Source organism: Burkholderia sp. BCC1998 (assembly GCF_905339875.1).
In the GTDB taxonomy this organism is placed as follows: Bacteria; Pseudomonadota; Gammaproteobacteria; order Burkholderiales; family Burkholderiaceae; genus Burkholderia.
In genome coordinates this window covers 60,383-82,776 of record NZ_CAJPHE010000014.1, presented here as the reverse complement: position 1 = coordinate 82,776, position 22,394 = coordinate 60,383, and the positions used below count along the sequence as shown (strand labels likewise).

The following is a 22,394-nucleotide window of genomic DNA, read 5'->3' as shown; positions in this document are numbered from 1 at the left end:
AACGACGTTACTGGTAAGACGATGCCGCCTTCCAGAGCAGCACACCAAGGCAACCGGCGATCGCGATCCAGTAAGGTGCCAGCAACGGGATTGGCGCGATCAACACCGTGAACGCGACTCCGAACACCAGCAGAATGCCGTGACCCGCCAGGTGGAACGCAACCGGGCTCACATAGCCCGCAGCAGCAGCCCGAATCTTCCGACGCACTGTCCCGTCGACGAACATGGCAACGCAGAAGGCCAACGTACCGAATAGCCAAAGCTTCATGATCGTGAGCCGGTACACCACGCGATAAACCAGCCGCCAGAAGTTGTGAACCCACGTGCTGGCCAGATTGGTCATCCCGCCATCATCTGCGTCCGAGCCTCGCGTCGTTTCGAGCGATGCCGCCACCACCCCAGTGTCCACGAAGTACCGCCTGAACAACCGGTTCGTGGTCGCCACAGCCCGATCCGCCCGATCCTCGCCGATCGTCGCCACCACCGAGCGAGTTTCCGCTTCCGGGATTTCGAATAACGATCGATTCGGCACGACCGGCATGATCGCGACGGCCACCAGTGGCACGAAGAAGAACCAGACCTTCACATGCCGGACAAACCGACTATCCGCCATGGCTGCCTCCCATCAGCGTCAGCAGGGATGCAATCGCCCGACAGGCCAGGTAGCTCGGAAACGCGACGAGACCAAACAGCCCCACGTAGAAGTGAAGTGGGCGGCGACCGATGAACATCGCGAGCGCGTAGGCCATAGCGTTCCGCCCACGCGCGAACTCGGCCGGTACCGGCGCGTTCGCATCATCTTGGGCGGACGCGGTCGATATCACTCGGCGCGCAACATCGTCGTCAACCCTGGCCAGCGTCCGAATCAGAAAACGCGTGAGCGACATCGTATCCCTCGAAGTAGAGTCGGAAGTTCTCGCCCGTCAGCGCACGCGCGGCGAGCTGGAATGCGGCGGAGCGCTGGCTGATGTTCTCCGGGCAGCGTTCGTCGACCACCTCGGTCGGCAGATGTGCATGACGCGCCTCGAACACCGTGACCGGCTCGAACATCGGTGACCATACATGGCAGCGCTCGCCGTCACGGGCAACGTAGCGTCGGGCATAGAGCAGGTGCGCCGACGCGAACAGACCCTGCATGAACGCAACATGCGGATCGCCGGTTTTTCGTACGCGCCTGACCCCATCGAGTCCCTCCGTGAGCATCTCCTTGACGAGCGGACCAGACTTGCCGACGAATTTCTCACCGATGAAGTCGGCCACGCGCGTGCACGCGAGCTCCAGTTCCGGCGCCAGCGTGAACACCGGGATCAGGCGGGCCGAAAGCTTATGGTCGCGGATGATTTTTTTGAAGACGACAGACATGCTTTGGTTTTCAGCCATTTAGGATTGGAATGCGTCCCTGATACACCGCGCCGCCCGAAATCCGCATGAAGTACTGCAGGTTCGGAAGGCTCTGTATCAGGCGGGATGGAATCAGCGGTACTTTCTCCAGTTGGAGCGAGCGAGACACCGATCCCGTAAATTCACCAACGTGCGACTCGCTACCCGTGCTGGTCGAACTCGACATCACCAGGTTGCGGATCGCCGTCTCCCCGACCTTGTCGGAGAACCAGTCCGCCGTGTCGGTGTCCTCCAAGCGTAAGATGATCTGGTTGTTCAAATTGCCCAAAACCTGCAGCATTTTTGCGGCATTTCCGAGCTTCGCCTCAATGTCCGAGCGCGTCTGGAATGCGACGAACGCCTTGAAGCCCGCGCCACGCCCCTTGTTCAGGATCTGGATCACCTGTTCGTTGATCGCCTCCGCGACCTCGTCGATGATCAGCACGACTTCAGGCGGGGTCTCGTAGAAGTTGTAGATCGAGCCGCACACCGCCGACACGTCGGCGAGAAGCATCGACATGATCGCCTTCGCCACGATGCTGTTCGACAGCGAGTCGGCCCCCACGTGAAGCACCGCCTTCTGGCGAATGATCTTCTCAATGGTCCAGATTTCGCGCTCGTCCTCGAAGTCGTCGACCTTCGGCGCCAGCATCAGGCCGGTTTCGCCGGTTGCGAGCATCTGCAGCAGGGGGAGCGCCGACGCGATGATCCGCATGTAGTGTTCGCGGTCGTGCGTGTGCGTCGAGATCAGACCATCGATCGCCTCGTGGCCGCGGTCGAGTGCCGCGAACCGTGCCTGGTACAGCGCGACCATGCCGTCCACTTTGGAGACGCCGGGCTTGTTGGCCATCTTCACGGTGTCGGCTGCTACCTGCGTTTCCCAATCCGTCAGGCCCTGTTCGAGGAAGAAGCGCTTCAGCGCCTTCTCCAGCAGCGTCGCGATGCCCGACTGGGCATACTTGAGAATCGACCGCAGGTTCGGCTTGTCGCCGATGTACAGCTCGCCGTTTACCGAGCGGCTGATGAACAGGTACGCAAAGTCGCGGAACGGCCCCTCCTCCATCAGCTGCGCGATCCGGCTCGGGATCTCCGAAGGTTGCGACCAACTATCGAGCGGCTCCAGGCGAATCGACTCCGACGGCTTTGCCTGATTGAAGTACAGGAACTTCCGGCCCGCCCGCTTGCACTCCCGCTCCACCCGGAGCTTCCATTCCTTGTCGTTTTTCGGATCGAAGTCGAGCAGCACATCGCCGAGATGGATCACCTGAGTCGAAATGCACTCGTAGGTACGCGTCTTCCCGGCACCGGTCGTGCCGCCCACCGCGGTGTGGCCGCCCATCGCCTTGTAGTGGAATGGCACGTAGCCCTTCGCCGGCTCAAGCCCGTGGATCCACGAGACCCCTTGCGGCATGCGGTCCCTGATACTGTCCTTCGGGGCAAAGAGCCGCTCGATCATCTCCTCGAACTGACGTCCTGTTTTGGTCTTCGGCAGCCACTTCGGAAGGCCCGGGATATCCGTCGACGGCATCCGAAGAATGTCATGCGCAATCTGGCAGTGCTTCTGTGTCCACTCGAAGCCCGTGCCGAGAAACATCGCATTCGCTTCCGCTTTCATGCGCGACTGGATCGCGAGCAGCTTGGGCACCGCGAGCGTCGTCAGCCATTTCGTCGAGATGGCCATGCGGAATTTCAGCGCGCGCCAGACCTGCCCCGATCGAATCGCAAACGCCACCAGGGCGATCAGCGCGAATGCCCACGCATGCGGCATCCCGGACAGGGGCAACATGACGAGCGCGAGCAGCCATGCGAGCGCGGCCCTGAGCTCGTAGATCGGCCGGAAATGGTTGATGTAGCCGTTCATAGGCCGCGCGCCTGAATCAACTCACCCGCGCGCGGTGCTAGCGTGACTTCCATCGGCTCGTTGGCGAGCAACAGACCGCGGCGACGCATGTGCTCGATCAGGGTGTCGCTTGCGATGCCGTAGCTGCCGATCAGGCGCTTGGGCAGAACCAGCCCCAACTCGCTCCACCGCACCTTGGCCTTGCCCGCGTGAACATCCTGACCGAGCGCGCGGAAGAAATCCACAATCATGCGTGGCGCGCCCTTGAGCACCGCGTCGAAGGCTTCCGGGGACGACTCGACGCGACGCTCCGAAGCCGGGCGCATCTCGGCCGGATCGATCACGGCTGACGGTGCGCCGGATTGTGCCGGCTGCGCGACCATCACGCGTGACTCAGCAGGCGTCGGCGCGCCCAGTCGAGGTGGGCTCGACGGCGTCGTCGCCGCGGAAGACACGCCGACCGAGCTTGTCGTCACCACTTCCGCGGCGGTTGCCGCTGGAGGGGTGGGCGTCATCGGTGACGGCGCACGTCCTGCCGCCGTCGGAGCAGCGGGAGCCGGCGCGGCAACCGTCGACGAGGCAGGTGTGACGGACGGCGTCACCACCGGCTCGAGCTCGCCCGCAACGTGGATCGCAGACGGCACGGCAAACTTCACCGGTTCGAACACGCCGCGCTGCGCTTTCCGGTCGAACTCGGCCGCCGTCGAAATCGCCTGCCGGACCACTCGATGGGTCAACGATTCCACACCGACCGGACTTGCGGTCGGGTTGATCGACCCGAACACCTCGGCCAGCACCTCCGCATCCAGGCCCGCGAGCAGTTCGCTTCCGACCAGCGCCTGCGCGAGCATGCCCGTGCGCATCCGCTCGACCGCAAGCGGTGCCGGTCGGCGCGATACACGGTAAGGACGATCCCCCAGCCACGGCCCGGCCGGCCCGTGAATCGACGGATTCCAGACCAGCTGATCGGCCTCGCGCACCACCTCGAAATGCCGATAGGGCTCATCCAGCCACGAGCAAATTGCGGCAAGGAACACGCCATAGTTGTATTGCGGCTCAACGCGCCGCCGGCGTTCCGACGGGAGGTTTGTGCCGAACTTCTGCCCGCCGGCCAGCCGCATCGCGTAGAAGGCCGTCTCGATCGTGCACCGGAATGCACCTCCAGGCTCCCGGTACAGCTCCGGATTGAGCGGGACGGACGAGAACCAATCGGCGCACCGATGCACGAGCGTCACCCACTTGCGGTTGAATTCCGCCTTGCTGACTTCGTTTGCGCATTGCGCGATCAGATCGATCCGCCGTTCGTTGTTCGCGACAAGTACGCTACGATCGACCGACTGAAAAAGACGTGGCTCGATCATCATGCCAAGCCCTTCGTCGCAAGCTTCGTCAGACTCTTGAACGCCCCACCGCTCGCATTCGCGCCACCGCCGAACATGGAGGCGAACTTCGGAACCTCGAACGACAGAATCAGGACGAAGATCGACAGATCGAGCGTCAGCGATCCGGCATACGGTGTGGTCAGGCCCTTCGAGATCGCGTTGGTAAACGCGCTCGTAATCGTGGTCGTCACCAACCGCTGAAGGATCGCCGCGACGACCATATACATGCCCGCACTGATCATGTAATCAAGCCAGGTCTTAAAGTAGCCGCGCGTGAACTCCGACATACCCAACGCCAAGGCGATCTTGCCCATCACGATGCCGACGGCCATCTGAATGGTGCCGAGCGAAATGAAGAAGAGGAATACGAGAGACGCGATCATCAGAAAGCCCCAGGCGAACAACAATGGCATCAGGTTGATCGCCAGCGCGACGTAGCTCCACCAATGCGCGGCCTGGAAAGCCTCGATAACCGCATCGAAGATCGAACCCGCCGATTTGACCATCGCGGACGGAAGCGACTGTGCATCGGTGCCGGACACCGCGACCGCCATGTCGTTAAACCATTTATAGAACCCGGGCGCCCAGGTGGCGTACATCAGGAAGATCGAACCGAAGATGCCGAGAATCGCCAGGTCCTCAAGCAGCGACTGCCACGCCGCCACGGGATCCCTGGTTGCGGCATACCGAACGCCTGCGAGTGCGATCGTGATGCCTGCCAGCCCGCCAGCCATCTTGTTCGCGTACTGATCGAGCGGTTGACTCAGCGTCACCGCGAGGTCGATCAGATCCTTCATGATCTTCGCGATCTCCTCGATCGCTGCCATTGCACCCTTGGCCACCTCGCCCGGTTGGTAGCTCGAGCTCCATCCCGTGGTGATCGGCGGCCAATCGGCGGCGTACGCGCTCGAAGCCGCGACGACCCCGACCAGCATCACCACGAGCACGGCCACGGCACCGCGGCGCAGCCACTTCGCAGAATCGTTTGCCATTGCCGCCTCAGAACCCATATGCGGACCGCTCGGCCTGCTGCTTCGAAATGAAGCGGTTCGCGTCAGCCGCCTTCTCCTTGTCGTCTTCAACCTGCTGCGCATCTTTCTGCGAGTCGCGTTGCGCCTTCGCCGCGTTGAGTTGAAGAATGTCGGCGTTCTGGCTCGTCACGATGTCGAGATAGTGCGTCGTAATCTCCGCCGTCGCCTGCGCGGTCGGCGACAACGACAGTTGAGACTGCAACTCTTGTCTGCGCTTCGCCAGATCGTTCGTGTGCTGCATGATGTCCGATCCCATCTGGAACAGGTTGCGCACCACCTTGTCGTTCTGCTGATACAGCGTGTTCATGTCGGCGAACCACTGCTCATTGGTCTTGCCAGAACGGCTCACCAACGTCTGCACCTGCGAAACCCATTGGCCACCCTGCTTGAGGTCACCGTACAGGCCGTTGAGGGTGCCGACCAGATTCTTCACTTTGTTGATGTCGCCGCTGATCTGGTCATACGCAGCCTTCCACGCGGCTGGATCGAGATTCTTCGCCTGCAGCAGCTGGTTCGCCATCATCTGGTACTGGTAGATGATGTTGGTGTTCTGGTAGATCTCACCACGCACCGCCTTCGCGGCAGTAATGATGTTCTGCGCGAAGTTGGTCGGGTCGAACACGATCATGGCCGAAGCATGCTGGGCCGAGAAAAGGGAGGCTGCGACGATGGCGGCACGGAGGAGGCGCATTTTCAAGGGATCACCTATCAGTCGAGAGTCAACATTTCTTGGAGGTACTCTTCACGCCAGTGCGGCGAGCCAGAGTCGTGGTGTTTGTCGAGCACCCGTTGGGCGGCGCCGTCGGCGCGCAACACGGCGAGGGCTTCTTTCGGGAATTGCGCCTGGAGCATCCGTGCGTGGTCAGGCGTCACCCACAGGTAATCGCGGTTCGGTACCGCGTCGGCAATCATGTCGATCAGGTCGTCGGTCAGGCCGAACACATCCCGATACAGGTGCTTGTTGTTGCGTGCGTCCCGGTTCGGCAGGAAGAAGAAGTTCGGGATGTTCTCCTTCAGAATCTCGAAGTTCTTCACGCGGGCAAGCTGCCCGAGCGACTGGGTCGCCATCACGAGGGTCCCGTTCAAGCCGCGGATCGTGACGGCCCACAGTTCCAGGCGGGCATAGAAGCGTTCATACTGGAAGAAGAAGCCGCACTCTTCGACTTCAATGATCGTGAAGCGCTTCCCGTCCAGCCATTGCGAGATGCGATAGAACGCATAGTCCATGAACAGCGCGGCGGCGACCGGGTACTTCTCGAACAGGTCACCCATCTCGATCGCGATATCGTCCGACAGCGAGAACGCATCCTCGACGTGATCGAAGAAGCGGCCGTTCTTCTCGCCCTGCGTCCAGATCTGAAGCCGCTCACGCAGCTCCATCGGCAACAACGTGTTCAGCATCGACAACGTCCAGAGTTCGCGGTCGTACTCGCCGCCGCCGAGCGTCGCGACAGCCTGATAGATATCGGTCTGCTGCTGCGGCGTGCAGTGGAAGTCCTCATCCTCGATCGCCATCTGCACCCATTCCGCCACATAGGTCCAGTGCCGCTTGTCCGCCAGCAGCGAAAGCGGATTGACCGGCGTGGCCGCGCCGAACCGGCCTGTCGCATCGACAAAGCGACCGTTCGCCATCACGGTAGGAATCCGCGTCGACCGATTCTTGTCGAACTTGATCCGGCGCGGGTTGTGGCGCCCGGACTGCGACACGAGAAAGTTCAGGAAGATCGTCTTGCCCGCCCCGATCGGCCCGACCACGAGCGTGTGCGACTTGCCGCCCGGTTGGTGCAGCGTCACGCGCTGCAGCGTTCGATGACGCGTGGGCAGAACGGTAAGCGGCCCCGTCTGCTCGCCGGTCTGTTGGGTCAGCCATTGGTTGACCGGACTGCCTTCCTCGACCCCGCGCAACGGCGCAATGTCGGAAACGCACGGTGTTTCGACGAATTGCAGGCGCTTTTGCTGATCCCACCGTCCGGGCAACGTGGTCGCCCATGCCGCCGGGATGTTGCGGGTCTCAAGGATGACGCCGAACCCCGCATTGCCGATGCGGCCGACGACTTCACGCGCGTTGTCGTCGCACTCCTCGACCGTGTCCCCATAGACGACCACCGAGATGTTGGCGAACCCATACTGCGTCCCATCGGCCACCAGCTTCGCGAGTGCGTTCTCGGCCTCTTCGGCGAGGATTTCACGCCCCTTGTCGTTCTTTTCCGCTTCCTGCTTTTCATCCTTCGAGAAGAAACTCTTCAGGATCGCAAGCGGGTTGAACGCCGCGACCTTGTAGAACTTGCGCATCTTCTCGATGTAGACCCGCGCCTTGTGGGTCGACAGGAAGCGGAACATCACACAGATGTCGAGCTCTGCGTCGACGTCCGCCAAGACATCCAGTGCGGCCTCCTGAAACCCCATCCATTCCTTCACGGACACGATTTTCGCGTACCGTTTTCCGTACGCTGACTCGAACATCAGATGTTCCGTGCCGTACGTCACGAACGTCTCGGTCAAATGGGTGTCAAGCATCGTGACCGGGTAGCGGACGCGGCGCGGCGGAACGGAAGGGTTCGCCGTCTGGTGCAGGAACGCCATGGCATTCTGCAGTTGCAGACGCTTCATCTTGAGACGCGTCACGCCCCCCTTGAAAGCGTCGATTACCCCCTCGAACCGCTTGATGTCCGACGTGATCCGCTCCATGTCGAACGCGAAGGCACTGCGCGCAAAAAGCACGTCCCGGAGGGTTTCCCACAGAGCGATCGGCACCGACTTGCCGCCGACCGTCATGTGGTACGCGACCTTCTCGAAGATCTTGTTGATCCCTGTTTCGGGCGTGTAAGCGAGCGCCAGCGAATGGGTGTTGCGAAAGAACTTGCCGCTGCCGACATGCGCGCGGTTGATGGCATCGATGCGCTCGTCGATCCGGGACGAGAATCCCCCCTGTATTTCCCCACGGACACGCCGATGCGACAGTCGCCACCACGCCGTGACCCGGTGGTCGAAGTTCTTGCACGCATGATCGAGGCTGTCTCGCGCTGCCGATATGTCAGCTTTGTTCGGCGAGTCGGCGTCGATCCCGTCGAACGTGAATACCGTCAGCAACGACCCATCCTTGTCCAGGATCAGCTCCGGGGTGACCATCGTCGCCCACGGCGCGATCTCCTGCACCGGGCCGCGCTTGATTTTCGAATTCAACATTGCAGATCCTGATCGAATCCGTAGGGACGCTTAAAGCGAACCGAAAACTTCGTCGTGGGGAGTGGCTCGTGCACGTCCGGATAGCGGTTGTAGACGATGAGCACCTCCTTCCACCACGGATCGGTCGACGACAGCCATCGGAGCACCCAATGGATGCCAATTCCGACGACCAGGAACGCGGGCGTCATCGCGCTGTAGCAGAGCAGCGTCGTGATCGTCCCGTTCGCGATGGCGAGTCCGCGCTCCGCCCCGCCCAGCTGGCGGGGCAGCGACAGCGAACGGCTGACCTTTTTCGGCTTACGCACAGGTGTAGTCGATGTGCATGCGGTTCTTCACGATCGGAATCGCACACGCCGCGACACCGAGGCCGATGAAGACGGTCGCGAGAAACTTGACGATGTTGCTCTCGGAGTTCGCGATCATGATCGCGGCCATGATGATCACCACGATGCCGATACAGAACAGCACCGGGCCGCTCACATAACCCTGAATCAGACAGATCATCGACGCCGCGTTGCCGAGATCGCTCAGATCCACTGCATGCGCCGCCGGCGTGGCAAACGCGATCGCAGCTGCGATCAACGTGGAGCGGATCTGGCCGCGACCGAACAGGTACTGCGCAGCGCTGCGTACTTTGGCGGTCGCCGGCCGAAGGAAGGCGCCGACAATTTTGGCGAGCGCCGAATGAGCAAAAGCATTGAACAACTTCTTCATAGGTAACCCCGTATGGTTAGAAAACGCGCTCGAGGACGTAGTCCCCGTTTTTGAAACCCTTGATGGCGAGCACTTCCGACACGTGGCGGAGCTCGCCCGTGCGACGCAGGTGCACGACGTAGTGAAAGCAATCCGCGATGGCCTTGCGCATGTCGGCAAGCTCCCAGCGGCTCCCCGTGGGGATACCGAGCATCGCCAGGCTCTCGAGACGACTCAGCGCGCCGCGCGCATCGTTCGAGTGGATCGAGCCCATGCCACCGTCGTGGCCGGTGCTCAGTGCCTGAATAAAGTCGTAGGCTTCGCCCCCCCGAACCTCACCGACGATGATTCGGTCGGGCCGGAAGCGCAGACACAGGGCGACGAGGACCTGCGTGGTCACGCCCTTGTCGGGGTTCGACAGCAGCCGCACACGATTCGGCGCTGACAGCTTGAGTTCCATCGTGTCTTCGATCGTGATGACACGCTCCTCTGGCGGAATCTCCGCATTCAGCGCGTTCAGGAACGTCGTCTTGCCGGTCGACGTGCCGCCGGCAACGAGAACGTTCGCTCGCGATCGAACCAGCGCCCGGAATGCTTCTCCCAGGGCCTCGTCATGCGCATCTGGCGGAAAGATCGCGCGCTCGACCTCGCGGCGCGCGTGAACGAGCGAGAACGCGCCCATGCCGACGTAGTCCGACAACGACAGGTTGGATTCCCGATGTTTCCGGATCGCAAGCGCATGCCCGTCAATCGCGGTCGGCCGCATCACGGAGGCGATCCGGAGATTCTTGTGGCCGCCGTTGATGATCCCCTGCGCAGTACCAGCTTTCGCGGACTTTTCGACCGACGACGCGAGCGACAGAATGGCGCCCTGCAGCTTCGCGGGATTGAAGCGCAGGTCCAGCTTGTGCATCTCACCTCGCCGCTCGATCCAGACGTTGTCGTAATCGTTGATCATGATTTCGGCAACGTCGGGCGCCTCAAGCGGACCGGTCAGTTGGTCGAGCGACGCGAAGAACAGCTTCACCGCGTTGTCTTCGAGCGGACGGACCTTGAGCAACTCTTCCGCAGTGATCTGCGCGCTCGGGCGAGACGCCGGCACATCAGCCACCGGACGTTCGACTGGCGCCTGATTCGGGATTGGCGGATTCTGGGCAATTTCGGACATGCAGCTATTGTTCAAGCTGCGCGCGCCGCCGGCGGACCGAAAGAACGGCGAAATTCAGCAGCTTTCGTCGCACCCCAAACGGCCGCGTTTGCGACTGTTCAGGCCTGCGTTCGCGTCAACCGGTTGAGGGGGCTAACCGAGAAAGCTCCAGAAAAACCTATAGCTTTCGCCCACAACGTCAAGCACCGACCTGTTACGCGGTTCGAACGGACAAAAAGGCGGTTCATCGCGGATTTCCGGGGAAACACCGGGGAGGAACGTCGGCGTACGGCCATTTGCTGTCATGCGCCTGCGCACGCCGGCTGACACTCGAGCGGCCTTTCCGCAGCAGACATCGGACGTTTAACCCTGTCCCGTTCGCCGGACGTCTAGCACGCGGGCACGACTCGTGAGACGTAGGAGTGGATTGGAAGCGCCGTATACTGTCGCCTCGCAAGCACTGGCCTTTGATAACGACGGCACGACTTTTTCCAGGAAGCGGACAATATGAATGGCTCGAATCCAAACACTGCTGGCACGGGAAGCGCGCCGCAGGGAGGCGCAGCAATGCAAGGTGCAGCTGCCCAGGCAGCTGCTACCGGGCAGCCGCCTGCCTTTTTGGGTTTGTCTGTCGATCAGTTGGCGGGTCTGTCGGTAGACGAGATCAAGGGAAATAAAGTTGCCATCACAATGCTCCTGCACTACTACAAGCAGATGCAGGAAGAGAACACCGCGCTGAAGAACGAACGGAACACTTTGTCGACTTACGTTGACGGCTACAAGCAGAAGAAGTCGGACGCTAGAATGGGTGCAGCACTCTTGACCCTGAGCAACGTTTTCATGGGCTTTGGCATAAATTTACTTACTAGCGACGCGCCCAAGATGTACGGAGTTGGACTGTTCGTGCCTGCGGTCATCATGATGATCGTCGGGCTTTACTTCTCGGTTCGTGAGGATTGAGCATGAGCACCCGCTACATCTTCAATACTTCAGGGGATTATGTTGCGTTTGTCCAGGGTGGAAACCTGTGGAGTCCCAATAGCGATTGGCTGGGGTTCATTGTGGATGGCAATGAAGTAATCGACCCACATGGCAAGTATATGGGCGTGATCACGAACGATGACAGAGTGGTAAGGAACCGTTTGGCGCCAGCGCGCCCAGCCTTACCGAGAAGGATGAGGCCACTTAAGCCTTTGAAGCCGTTCAAGCCGTTCAAGCGACTGCGCATGACAGCGGTTCCACAGCCCTTTTACGATGTTTTTGAGCGAAAACGCCGCGAGGAATCACCACCTCGATCGCAGGCATTCTTGGAATCTGCGAGGGGCGACTTTAGCCACCTTCTGGATTCAACGCTGGTTGCTTTTGATGGTGTCTCGCTAGGGAAGGTGAACCGCAATCCGTTTGACAGCGAGTCCATGGTCAACGAGTTTGGCCCTCACGGAAGTCAATTCGAGACAAGATCAATCTTCAATCAGTTCGGCACCTATGGTAACCCGTTCAGTCCCTTGTCACCGTACAATGAGTTTTCCCAACAGGCTCCTCGATTCGTCAAGAATGGGAGCGTGCTGGGGACGCTTACAGCAAATACGTTTGTTCAAAACAGGATTGACCCTGAGAAATTCGTCGAATGGCTCAAAAGCGGCTCATGAGCCTTATCGATCGAATCGATGGAGAAAACATCGTTCAAACGATTGGAACTGGAGGTGAGGAGTGGGAAAATTCAGCAAAGAAGAATGCGAGGTTTTGGAGGCGACAATCGATCGGCTACACCGCGCCCCTAATCTAAATGCACGCGACGCAGAATTGATTTTGGGACGCGTTCTTGAGCCTCTACTACAAGACGAAGGCTACGATCTAGAACATACGGGTGGCCCCGGAGACAATGGAATTGACTTCAAGGCAACTCGGTGCGCAGGTAGTGGCGCATTGACGACGGTCGAAACAGTAGGGATTCAAGCGAAGCTCTACCGTAATTCGCGTCGTGTGCCGATGAGCGATGTTCAATCTTTGATCGGCGCTGCCCTGTTACAAGATCTCAATCGCGTAGTGCTTGTTAGCAACGGCGAATTCTCCGAGGCCGCTCGCAATGCGGTGGGTAGAGAGCTCCCACTTCGTATAGAGCTACTCGACATTGAAGGACTGCGCAGCTGGGTTAGTCGACTTCGAAATGATAACGTCGATGTTGAAACTGAAGTGCGCGTAATGATGCGTGACCTTAGCGGTCAGTTGGCTCGATTGATTGCGAGCCAACCGGCTGCTTTGATGCATCTGGAGTGGCGGGACGTCGAGCGTGTAGTGGCAGAAGTCTTCGATGGTTTAGGTTTCGGCGTTGAGCTCACGCCCGGCTCAAAGGATGGAGGGAAAGATGTAATCTTGACATGTACGGTGAACGGAAAACGCGCAGAATACTACGTCGAGATTAAGCATTGGCGGTCAGCAACACGATTCGGATCAGCTGCAATCGAGAGGCTTTTAAAAGTAATTGTCAAGGAGAGGAAGGACGGTGGTCTGTTTCTATCCACCTATGGATTTACGGAAAACGCGTTCGAGCAACTCACGGCAATTGAAAAACAGAAACTGAAATTCGGTGACAAGGAAAAAATTGTCGCTTTCTGCCAGAGCTACATAAAGGCAAAGTCTGGACTTTGGTCTCCGCCAGAGGATCTAACCGATATACTCCTTTCGAGCCCCGGGATCGCCGCATGAAATGGACAAATGCCATCCGAAAACGTTTCATATGGCGAGATTCTAATGGCCTATGTCGCCTGCGCTCGATCTGGCTGCAAACGCCACTAAGCAATTGACGGCAATTGCGGCAAAGTGGCGCCCCGCTGTCCCCTAAGGCGCAATGGCTGTTCCGCTCTCTAAGTCGGTCATAATCGCAACCGTATGGCGAAGGACAGCAATGGGTCGGGTTGAGCCGGTCACGGGCCGCCGGGACCGTGGCTTGCCGAGTCTGGCTGCGGATTCAACCGGTCAACGCAACAGCGTGATGGAATGCGGTCGAACGTCGATCAATTCCCCCGGTGTCGCCCGTGGCATTGCCATAACAGTATCCCAGTGTCAGGTTGCGTCACTCAGATCGTCCGGCGCGCGAGCATGGTGCGGATCTCCCCGATCGCCTTGGCCGGATTCAGGCCTTTGGGGCAGACGTCCGTACAGTTCAGTATCGTCCGACACCGGAAGAGGCGATACGGATCGTCAAGATTGTCCAGCCGCTCACCCGTACCCTCGTCGCAGGAATCGACCAGAAAGCGATAGGCCTGCAGGAGCCCGGCAGGACCGACATATTTATCGGGATTCCACCAGTACGAGGGACATGCGCTGGAACAGCACGCGCACAAGATGCACTCGTACAGACCGTCCAGCTGATCGCGTTCCTCGGGCGTCTGGCGCCTTTCCCTCTCCGGCGGGGGCGTGTCGTTGATCAGGTAGGGCTTGATCGAGTGGTATTGCTTGAAGGACGCGGTCATGTCCACGATCAGGTCGCGAACGACCGGCAACCCGGGCAGCGGACGCAGGACCGTGTGGCGGGGAAGGTCGTTGAGGTTGGCGATGCAGGCGAGCCCGTTCTTGCGGTTGATGTTCATTGCATCCGAGCCGCACACGCCTTCACGGCACGAACGCCGAAAGCTGAGCGCCTCGTCCCGTGCCTTGAGCCGGACAAGGACATCCAGCAACATCCTGTCAGTAGAGGGCACCTCGATCTCGTAGTTTGCATGTACGGCTTGGGATCCCGGTCTGGATCGTAGCGGAATATTTCAAACGTCCTTGTTTCACTCACGATGTTCCTCCTTTGTGGAACGGATCGCGTATCCGGCGCGCGCTCGCTATCTCCCCGTCACTTCGTTCCTGTCGATTGAAGACCGACGGCATTCCAGACGGAGCATCCGGTCACCCGCGCGCCCCATTCATTGTTCGTCTTGGTCGGGCGCCCCAACACTAGCAACCATGGCCGTTCTGCGAAAAATTGGGCGCAATGTGGAAAACGGGTCGGATCTATTTCGCCGGAGGTGCTGCGGCAGTCACATCGCGTCATAGATCACTCGCTCTCGCTGTATCGAGAGGAAATCGGAGGGATTTGCTCCACGTCGACATACTCATATATATCACGCCATGATATAAATAGATACTTGCGATGATGGCTTGGAGCCGGCTGGGCCGTGCTCCTTGAATCTTTGAGTAGTCGACGAGTGCGGTAATGGCGTTGCGAGTTTGTACCGGCTCGATATGGAAAAAGCAGGCGTAATGGTGCGGCCCGCATGACATTCACGAGGAGGACACGTGACATCACCGGAAAATTCCTCGCTTGCGAGTCCTTTAAGAACCGACGTGCTGATTGTCGGTGCAGGTCCCGTGGGCCTTTTCGCTGCGTTCGAGGCAGGCGTGATCGGCCTCTCGTGCCGGATCGTTGACGGGATCGAGCGCCCCGGTGGCCAGTGCATCGCATTATATCCGGACAAGCCGATCTACGATATCCCCGGCATACCATCGTGCACTGCACGCGATCTTGTCGATCGCCTCGTCGAGCAATGCCGGCCCTTCGATCCTCCGATGCATCTCGGTCAGCGTATTGAGACGCTGGATCCGCTCGAGGGCGGTCGATGGCTTGCTCGCACCGACAAAGGGTATGCGTTTGACACCGCGGCGATCTTGATTGCTGCAGGCAACGGAGAGTTTGTGCCGCAACGGCTGGCACTCGATGAGGCGGCGCTCCTTGAAGGCCGGTATATCCATTACAGCGTTTCCGACGTGAACGGCTTTGCCGGAAAAACCGTCGTGGTCGCGGGCGGTGGCGACTCGGCGCTCGACTGGGCGCTGGCGCTGCGCTCGGTCGCGCGGCGCGTCACGCTCGTTCATCGACGGAACGGCTTCAGCGCGACGGACTCGAGCATCGCTCGGTTACAGCAGGCGGTCGCGGCGGGCGAGATGGATTTCGTGGTTGGCACGATTGCTGGGCTGAATGCGCCCGGGGGGACACTCGAATCGATCGAGGTTCGCAAGATTGGTGGCTCGGTGTGCCTCGACGCAGATCAATTGCTCGTGCTCTACGGACTTGTTGCGGATCTCGGTCCGATCGCCAACTGGGGGATCGCCGTACAGGCCGGACGGATCGTCGTTGATACGTCGTACTACGAAAGCTCACGGCCAGGCATCTTCGCGGCAGGCGACATCGCCAGCTACCCGAACAAGCAGAAGTTGATCCTATCCGGGTTTCATGAGGCATCGCTCGCGCTGCGCAAAGCATACGTCTATGCGTTTCCCGACAAGAAGCGTGTGCATGTGCACTCGAGCTACGATGCAAAGCTCGCCGAGCGTGTGGCCGCCGTTCATCCCTCGCGGGGCGCCCGGGATTTCACCGCGCTTTAGAGACATGGATCGACCTAGGCGCGACGGGGAAGGCGACGAATCAAGCATCGTGTCGGCGGTGTTAAACGTGTCGTCACTCGTCCAAAGCAGGACGCAATAGGCCTCGAATGACAACAACGGTGCCCAGCCGCCGCGGATGTTTTGCTTGGTTGAGCGAGAGGCCGGAGTACCTTGGAAGCTGCCGTTGAGGTTTCGCCGGGTCGAGGGGCTGAAATGGGTCGGCAAGCGACGTCAACGGAAATCCACGAGGAATCAAAAAAACGCCCGGTCACAGGGACCGGGCGGGCTACAGAATGAAAGCGCGATCGCGCAGTCAGCAGATGACCTCGACCATCTCACCGAACGGCGCGCGCCTCGCGCGCTTGAGCGGCGTGGTCGACGCCCAAAGCACCGGATAGGACGGCGCTTCCTTCGGAAACGCGCCGTCCATATCGGTCAGGTAGACGAGAAACGCGGGATCGATTCCCTCCGCCAAAATGCGACGGAAGGGGTCGACAAACGACGTACCCCCGCCGCCTTTCAACGGAGCCAGGTCGACCGGTTCGCCTCTCTCGAACACCTGCACCTGCGTGACGCGCGTGTCGCAGTCCATGACAACCAGACGTCGAGGCCGAACCGCATCGAACATGGACTCGATCTCGGCGGCAAACTGCGCCTGCGTCGCGTCCCACACCGACCCGCTGGCGTCGCGCACGAACACCGCGTCGCCTACCGCCGGCTCATTCAACGACGGCAGATACAACCCGGCGTGAAGGTAGCGGCGATTCGGCTGCGCCCACGTGTAGTCGGTCGGTGCGGCTTCCTGCGCAAACCGGTGCAGGAGCGAGCGCCAATCGACCACCGGTGCAACGGCTTGCTCGACGGCGGCTTGCAGCCCGCCGCCGAGCCTGCCAGCGGCCCGGGCAGCTTTCGCCGCCTGCAGGACCGCGACCGTCCACTCGGCTTCCTTCGCCGCCTTGTCGGGCCCCGCATACTGGCGGACCTCGCCGCACGAAGGACCTGCATCGGGTTGAGCATCAGGCGCAGCGCCCGCGGACGGTGGGTTTGCACCGTTCGCGGGTTGAGGCAGACGAGAGCCGCCGGGATCGGCCGACGGCTGATTCCCGTCTGCCTTACCCGATTGCCCGTCGCCTTGCTTCCCTGCGCCTTGCCGGGCCTTCTGCCGCGCCTCGTTCTGCCGCACACCGTAGATTTCCTCGGCCGACCGTCCCTTGAAGCGCGGGTCGACGAGTCCACCAGGCGGCAACTGCAGCCCGGCATCGAGCACGATCGGATTCACGGCGTAATCGCATGCCTCGTTCCAACCCTCGTGCTCGCGGTAGCCCTGACGCCAACAATGCCCGTTCGCGACGTGCCACACCTCGTGGGCAAGCACGCCGCGAACCTGCAGGTCGTTCAGGCCGGCCGCATACACCGGGTTGTAGCCCAGCGATTCGCTGTCCGTCCAGAACGTTTTGCAGCCCGGATCCTCGACAACCTTGAGCCGAAGCGCCAACGCCCCGATGAACGGGTGGTCGAGGACAAGCGCCGTGCGCTGCTTCGCGATGCGTTCATAAAGTCGCGCGTCCATGGCGACCTCATGCGGCAAAGCGCAGCGGCGGAAGCTGGATCGCCTGATCGGTCACCTGATCCGCGATCGGCGCCGGTGCGCCTCCCATGAAGGCCGCCATCAACCCTTCGATCTCGGTCGCCTTGGCAGCGACTTGCGAACGCAGCACGTTGGATTCCTTCAGTTCCGCGCCGGTGTGTGTGGCCAGATGCGTCTTGGCCTGCTCGAGAATGTGCGCCAGCTTCGGATCGTTGCTGAAATTCAGCTTCGGCAACAGCTCGCAGAGCTCACGGACATGGTTGGCGACGTCCATCCGAACGTTGCTGGATGCGTACAGACGGTTCGCCATCGTCGACACGGCCTCGTACAGCCGGCCGACCAGATCGTTGTTCGCCGTCTTGATCGACTCGAATACGTGCTGGTCGATCTCGGTACGCAGGTTCGTCAGCACATCGTTCGGCAGATCGACGCCGAACTGGCTCGCGTCCGGGAATGGCAGCACCGACAGCTTGATGCCGAATTTGCCGGACAGCTCGGCCAGCGACGGATAGTCGGCCTCGTTGTACAGGCCGTTCATCTCGGCGCGCGCCTGTTCCTTCAGATCCAGGTAGTTCGTCAGGAACACGGACACTGCGAGATCGAACTCGTCCTTCATCGCGCGCATGCGCTCGGCCACATCCATGTAGATCATGGTCGGCAGCAGGCGCACGCCCAGTTGGTCGTACTTCAGCGTCCGGCCGTAGTAGTAGGAACGGATCCGGTTGCCGATCGATACCACCTCGGCATAGCTCGGCGCGTGCTCGGGCAGCAGCCGCTTGTTGAATCGGCCAATACCGCGCGCGTGGTGGTTCTTCTCGACCTCCTCGGTGACCTTGCCGTCGTAGCGACGGGCGACCCACGTGGAAATCGTGACGGACGACAGCATGACCTTGGACTTCAGATCGGTGATGTTCATGGAATGACTCCAGATAGAAAGTGAATGGATGAGGCGAAAAAAAGGCCACGGCGCGCGAGCGGGCCGTGGCAACAGGCACTGCGATGGAAGGAAGGTGGCGATCAGTCTTCGCCGCGGATGATCTTGCCGATCTCCCCGCCTTGCGCGCGGACGAAGGCAGGATGGCTCTGCAGCTCCGGCTTGCGCACGGTCGCGTCGCGAACCAGGACCGCCGTGAATTCGCGGTGGCCGGCGTCGACGAGGCGATCCGCGTACCTCAGGACGCGCTCGACGTTGCCTTCGCCGGCCTGGCAGGCAAGCGCCGTCGTCAGCGCATACAGCACGCTCGGCTCGCCCGGAATCGGCCCGAGATCGGGGTTCATCAGAATCGCGTCGACCGACGGCAGCGTCCTGTAAATCGAGAGGAAGCTGATGAACTCGGTCGCCGCACCCTCGCCCACCGCGCCACTAACCGCATGGGTCAGCAAGTGCGCGGGAACGCACGGGAACACCTTGGCAACGAAGCCCCAGCTGCGCGGGCTCGGCGATGCCTCGATGTCCCGGCTCGTCTTAACAACCGACAGCAGATCGGGCCGGAACCGGAGAAATGCGATCAGCTCCGGCGGCACGTTGTGCGCAACCGCCCACCGCGTCCAGTCGTTGATCGTCGGCTCCAGCTCGACCACCGCGGCGAAGCGCGAGATCACCGGATCGAGAATCCCGGCCACACCGGCGTTATCGCCGCGCCGGTTGGTAGCGGCCACGAACGTGACGTGTTCTGGCAGCTTGTGCTCGCCGATGCGACGGGCAAGCAGCAATTGCATCTTGGCGGCCTGCACGGCCGGCGACGCCTGGCCAAGATCGTCGAGAAACCAGAGCAGCGGCCGGCGCGCGCTCAAAGCGCGCTCGAGATCGCCGAACGGTAGGAAGCGCGCACGTTCGCCATCGGAGGATGGGAACGGCAGGCCCTTCGAGTCCGTCGGGTCTTCGACCACCGGATGGCTGATGAGCAGATCGTGGTCGGTCGCGGCCGCAGCAGCTTCAACGATGTCGGATTTGCCGATGCCAGGTCGGCCACTAATCAGCACCGGGAAGCGCTTCGGAATGTAGATGCTGAGCAGCTCGGTGAGCTGCGCGGGGGAGAGTTTCATGGGGTTCCTTGAAAAAGAAAGCCCCACGGAATCGCGCCCGGCAGGGACGTGACCCTGCGGGGCAATTGGAGATGCCGTGATACGGCGTGTCGATGCGTCCGAAGACGCTGTTTGATGCTTAGGCGTGCGCGCGCGCGAGCGCGGCGGCCTGTTTTTCCGTCAACGATGACCGCGGCACGCTTTTCGCGCGCGTCACGATCATCACGCCGTAGACGTCCGCGAGCACGCGGGCTTCCGGGCAAAGTACGAGCAGCTCGTCGGGGCCGTTCGGCGCCGACGAGCGATTGCGCCAGACGTTAATCGCGCCTTCGATCTCAGCGATCGAGACGACGTCCGGTGGTAGGCGGGTCGATACGTCGAGTAGTTTCATGGGTGACCTAGAAAGTGTCGCCCCGTGAACAACGCCCTGCGGGACGTGATCCCCTGGGGCAGGAAAAGGCCGCTTCGCGGCGGGTTCGATGCGTCGATGACGCGGTAAGTAAAGCCAGTGTAGGCGTCCCGGCGCCACACGCCGGCCGGAAAGGTCGGGAAAAGCGAGCGGCTTTGGATCTGCCACGCCGCGAATGGACGAAAAAAAACCGGCGCACGAGGCGCCGGTTGTTCAATATCGACTGACGGAAGACCGCTCATGTGCGAAGCAGGTCGCCTTGGGCATCTGACATCGGCAGAAGCTGCTCGCGGAGTTCGGCGTCGCGTGCACGCATTCTGCGCGTGCGCTCGTCGCCAACCCCATTGTGCTTCTCGACGACGTAGATAAAGTACAGAGGCTTCGCCGGCCCCGTCCACGCTCGCCACTCCGCCATGATCCGTACGCGCGTCTCCCGATCGCACGCGAAGTACGACGCACGACCTGCGCGCCATTGACTTGCGTCGAGGTCGCGCATTCTTTGCTCGCTCTTCCGGGCCCTGTCGATGCGCAACGCCTTCTCGGCATCGATGTCCGTCTCGGCCGCAGGCGCGAGTTGGTCGGCGAACAGTGGATAGTCGCGCTCCAGCTTATGCGCGACTCGCTTGTGCCGATTCAGGAACGCCAGTTCCTTACGACGCGTCCAGATGTAATCCTCGTAACGCACGGATCGATCAAATCGCATGGTCAACACCTCGTGTGCGCCTGGCCGCCTTTCGGCGGCCAGGAAGTAGTCACGCCGCAAGCGGCTCCAGGAGCGAACGTGCGTACTGCAGCGTTCCATCGTTCGCACGGAGGTTGCGCGCTTCGCGGGACGTGGGATTCACCATCGCGTAACGGGTCGACGCACCGCGCCGGTAGCTGCGAATTTCCGAGAAACCCGCGGCTACGGCTCGCTCCACGTGCTCGGCACCGGTGATGATCGTCCGGTCCGGGCATTGGTAATGCACCCGCGACGCACGTTCCTTCGCGTCATTCGCTGCTTCGTGTGCTTTGTCATGAGCACGCTTCACTTCGCGCTCCGCTTCCCATTTCGCCTGAGCGGCCTCGTCGTAACCGCAACACGCGAAAATCACGCGCCGGCGGCCTTTCGAGTTCAACCCACGAAGCGACACACCGAACGCCTCGCAAATCACCTGCTTGCTCGACTCGTTCTGGCCATCCGGATGGTCCAGCACCTGCAATAGCTTGGGCATGTCGCGCAACTCAACCGCTGTCGCAAACTCGTTGGGCCAGTGGAACGTGTACCGGCCCGGCCCCAACGTCGCGATTTCCAGTTTCAATGCACGCTTTCGCGTCGAGAGCTTGCCATCTCCGAAATCCGTTTCGATCGCTTTCAGCTCGCGCTCAAGGATCTTCTTCGCGACGATGGTCCTGAGCCGCTCGGCAAGGGGCGATACCGGCGTGCCGAGATCGACTGGCTGCTGGTAAGTGTCCGGAAGGGCCAGCCGGCCGACGACGCCCGCCTCGTAGAGACGGTCGTCGACTTGCACCGACGTTGCCGTTGCCAACAGCTCGCGCAACGCCGCGACCAGATCGGCACCGAGTTGGCCGTCGATCACTCGCTTCTCGTCGTGCATGATCCGAATCGCCGCGCGCAATACGTCGTACGGCAACGCGTTACGCAGCACCGGTACATTGAGCACCGCCGCCGCCCACTCCAGATCGAAACCGAACAGCTTCGGATCCGCGCGGTATGGGTCCAGCACCGCGTCGGGAATCGGCTTGTCGAGCAACAGCGCCTGAACCACGTGAACTTCGTGCCGGCCGTTGACGGTACCAGACATAGATCGCGGCCCCTCTGAGCCAAAGCCGAACATATCGTCGGATGCACGTCGACAAACTTCGGACAGGGAAAATCTAACGCCCATCGCGCGAGCGGCTTCGACTTCGGCCTCGAGTTGCTCGCCCGACAGCATCCAGGCCGGCTTGATGCCGAGGTTGAAGACAAACCTGAAGACCTCCCACTGCTTGCGGGTGACCTGCCAGACCTGCCGCATGGCCCCACCGGCTGTGAACCACTGGTCGCGAATCTCCTCGAACATCGCATTGAAGATGGATTCGGCCGAGCCTTGCTGCCGGACCGTCAGAATCCCGTTGTACCGCAGGATCGGCAGGGGGACGCCCGATTTCGTCAGCGAGAAATCGCGTGTCTCGTACGCGCTCATGCGCGCGTCGTGGAAGAAGATATGGAAGACTTGGGCCAGCGTGTCGGCAAGGATGGTCTCGCCCGGAATGTGGATTGCGTACATGGATGGTGTCCTTGAAGAAGGGGCGACCACCCATCGGGGCAGTCGCCCCAGATCGGGAAGGGAAAGAAACTCG

20 protein-coding genes and 1 pseudogene are annotated in these 22,394 nt (G+C 61.0%); 4 read left to right on the top strand and 17 right to left on the bottom strand.

The features are described from left to right. Positions 1-7 precede the first annotated feature (7 nt). The 10 genes from U5A56_RS23155 to U5A56_RS23110 form a co-directional block, all read right to left on the bottom strand. Entirely contained in the window at positions 8-613 is a 606-nt protein-coding gene (locus U5A56_RS23155) for a DUF4400 domain-containing protein (protein WP_257774543.1), read from the bottom strand. Positions 614-843: 230 nt separating this feature from the next. Further along, on the bottom strand, positions 844-1,362 hold the full coding sequence (locus tag U5A56_RS23150) for a hypothetical protein (RefSeq protein ID WP_257774544.1): 519 nt from the start codon (positions 1,360-1,362) through the stop codon (positions 844-846). Positions 1,363-1,372: 10 nt separating this feature from the next. Next, positions 1,373-3,241 carry a conjugative transfer system coupling protein TraD gene (traD, locus tag U5A56_RS23145; RefSeq protein WP_257774545.1) on the bottom strand — a complete coding sequence of 623 codons (1,869 nt, stop codon included), beginning with the start codon at positions 3,239-3,241 and terminating at the stop codon, positions 1,373-1,375. After that, complete coding sequence (locus tag U5A56_RS23140; protein WP_257774585.1) at positions 3,238-4,581, bottom strand: TraI domain-containing protein; 1,344 nt, start codon at positions 4,579-4,581, stop codon at positions 3,238-3,240. The genes traD and U5A56_RS23140 overlap by 4 nt, the downstream gene beginning before the upstream one ends. After that, entirely contained in the window at positions 4,581-5,594 is a 1,014-nt protein-coding gene (locus U5A56_RS23135; protein ID WP_257774546.1) for a type IV secretion system protein, read from the bottom strand. The genes U5A56_RS23140 and U5A56_RS23135 overlap by 1 nt, the downstream gene beginning before the upstream one ends. Before the next feature lie 7 nt (positions 5,595-5,601). After that, a complete protein-coding gene (locus tag U5A56_RS23130) occupies positions 5,602-6,324 on the bottom strand; it encodes a type VI secretion protein (RefSeq protein WP_257774586.1) in 723 nt (240 codons plus the stop codon). A 17-nt stretch (positions 6,325-6,341) separates the two neighbouring features. Continuing rightward, positions 6,342-8,819 (bottom strand): VirB4 family type IV secretion system protein, encoded by a 2,478-nt coding sequence (locus tag U5A56_RS23125; RefSeq protein WP_257774547.1) that lies wholly within the window; start codon positions 8,817-8,819, stop codon positions 6,342-6,344. After that, complete coding sequence (locus U5A56_RS23120) at positions 8,813-9,076, bottom strand: conjugal transfer protein (RefSeq protein WP_041490372.1); 264 nt, start codon at positions 9,074-9,076, stop codon at positions 8,813-8,815. Before U5A56_RS23120 ends, U5A56_RS23125 begins: the two co-directional genes overlap by 7 nt. Positions 9,077-9,116: 40 nt before the next feature. After that, complete coding sequence (locus tag U5A56_RS23115; RefSeq protein ID WP_257774548.1) at positions 9,117-9,533, bottom strand: TrbC/VirB2 family protein; 417 nt, start codon at positions 9,531-9,533, stop codon at positions 9,117-9,119. 16 nt (positions 9,534-9,549) lie between these two features. Further along, complete coding sequence (locus U5A56_RS23110; RefSeq protein WP_257774549.1) at positions 9,550-10,680, bottom strand: CpaF family protein; 1,131 nt, start codon at positions 10,678-10,680, stop codon at positions 9,550-9,552. 486 nt (positions 10,681-11,166) lie between these two features. On the opposite strand from U5A56_RS23110, the gene U5A56_RS23105 reads away from it, so the two are divergent. The 3 genes from U5A56_RS23105 to U5A56_RS23095 all read left to right on the top strand — a co-directional run bounded on the left by U5A56_RS23105 (position 11,167) and on the right by U5A56_RS23095 (position 13,365). Continuing rightward, on the top strand, positions 11,167-11,619 hold the full coding sequence (locus U5A56_RS23105; RefSeq protein WP_257774550.1) for a hypothetical protein: 453 nt from the start codon (positions 11,167-11,169) through the stop codon (positions 11,617-11,619). 2 nt (positions 11,620-11,621) lie between these two features. After that, entirely contained in the window at positions 11,622-12,308 is a 687-nt protein-coding gene (locus tag U5A56_RS23100) for a 4-fold beta flower protein (protein ID WP_257774551.1), read from the top strand. Positions 12,309-12,369: 61 nt separating this feature from the next. Then, positions 12,370-13,365: a restriction endonuclease gene (locus U5A56_RS23095; RefSeq protein ID WP_257774552.1), complete on the top strand. Its 996-nt coding sequence runs from the start codon at positions 12,370-12,372 to the stop codon at positions 13,363-13,365. Positions 13,366-13,736: 371 nt separating this feature from the next. On the opposite strand, the pseudogene U5A56_RS23090 reads toward U5A56_RS23095, so the two are convergent. After that, positions 13,737-14,380, bottom strand: a pseudogene (locus U5A56_RS23090) (succinate dehydrogenase iron-sulfur subunit). A 563-nt stretch (positions 14,381-14,943) separates the two neighbouring features. Between U5A56_RS23090 and U5A56_RS23085 the strand changes: the two are divergent. Beyond that, positions 14,944-16,029, top strand: a complete 1,086-nt coding sequence (locus U5A56_RS23085; protein WP_257774553.1) for an NAD(P)/FAD-dependent oxidoreductase — start codon at positions 14,944-14,946, stop codon at positions 16,027-16,029. 313 nt (positions 16,030-16,342) lie between these two features. Here U5A56_RS23085 and U5A56_RS23080 read toward each other — a convergent pair whose 3' ends face one another. From U5A56_RS23080 to U5A56_RS23055, 6 genes are all read right to left on the bottom strand, one after another. Then, entirely contained in the window at positions 16,343-17,599 is a 1,257-nt protein-coding gene (locus U5A56_RS23080; protein ID WP_257774554.1) for a DUF2201 family putative metallopeptidase, read from the bottom strand. Between the two features lie 7 nt (positions 17,600-17,606). After that, positions 17,607-18,533 (bottom strand): hypothetical protein, encoded by a 927-nt coding sequence (locus U5A56_RS23075; protein WP_257774555.1) that lies wholly within the window; start codon positions 18,531-18,533, stop codon positions 17,607-17,609. 101 nt (positions 18,534-18,634) lie between these two features. Further along, positions 18,635-19,663, bottom strand: a complete 1,029-nt coding sequence (locus U5A56_RS23070) for an ATP-binding protein (protein ID WP_257774556.1) — start codon at positions 19,661-19,663, stop codon at positions 18,635-18,637. Between the two features lie 118 nt (positions 19,664-19,781). Further along, entirely contained in the window at positions 19,782-20,033 is a 252-nt protein-coding gene (locus U5A56_RS23065) for a DUF3717 domain-containing protein (RefSeq protein ID WP_257774557.1), read from the bottom strand. A 256-nt stretch (positions 20,034-20,289) separates the two neighbouring features. After that, positions 20,290-20,754 (bottom strand): hypothetical protein, encoded by a 465-nt coding sequence (locus tag U5A56_RS23060; protein ID WP_257774558.1) that lies wholly within the window; start codon positions 20,752-20,754, stop codon positions 20,290-20,292. A 49-nt stretch (positions 20,755-20,803) separates the two neighbouring features. Beyond that, complete coding sequence (locus tag U5A56_RS23055; RefSeq protein WP_257774559.1) at positions 20,804-22,321, bottom strand: hypothetical protein; 1,518 nt, start codon at positions 22,319-22,321, stop codon at positions 20,804-20,806. Positions 22,322-22,394 lie beyond the last annotated feature (73 nt).